This window comes from Komagataeibacter kakiaceti JCM 25156 (assembly GCF_000613305.1).
The window spans coordinates 1-608 of the sequence record NZ_BAIO01000883.1; the positions used below are offsets into that span (position 1 = coordinate 1).

Here is a 608-nt window from a genome sequence, read left to right on the forward strand (position 1 = left end):
CCGCGATGGCCCCCATGCCGATGACCGGCACCAGCCCCACGGGCCACCCCCGCGCCACGAAGCCGCTCACGCCCTGCGCCACGAACGCGGCGATCGTGCCCATGAGCGTATCAAGGGCGCAATTTACCGCCAGGGTCCGTATCATGCGCGCGCATTCGGCCAGGGCCGGACGGCGGCGAGAGGATTGCCTAACCATTCTGCGCCACCTATAGCCGAGCGGACGGAGGGCAAGAAGGAGAGATCATGCTCCAGACCCGGCTTTCATGACCAGTGTGCATTCCACCCATGCCACAATGACCCTGTTCGGGCTTGTGCTCGTGGCGGGCGGCCTCGCGGCGGCGCTCCTGTCACGCCGGGTGATCGGTCTGCACGTCATGGATTATCCTACCGGGCGCAGCGCCCATGCCGCCCCCGTGCCCAAGGGCGGCGGGCTGGCGATTCTGGCCGTGTTCCTTATAGGTATGCCGGTAACTGAAATGATCTTCCACCATGTGGCGGACAGGGCGGACATCACATTGCTGCTCGCCACGGCGTGGCTTGGTCTGTTTTCATGGCGTGACGACATGCACCCCATGCCCCCGGCATGGAAGCTGGCGGCACAGGTCGCG

Annotated in this window: 1 pseudogene; it reads left to right on the plus strand. The window is 65.8% G+C overall.

Annotated features, from left to right (window positions below):
• Window positions 1-263: 263 nt before the first annotated feature.
• Window positions 264-608: pseudogene (locus tag JCM25156_RS19780) on the plus strand (UDP-phosphate N-acetylglucosaminyl-1-phosphate transferase); the annotation flags it as partial.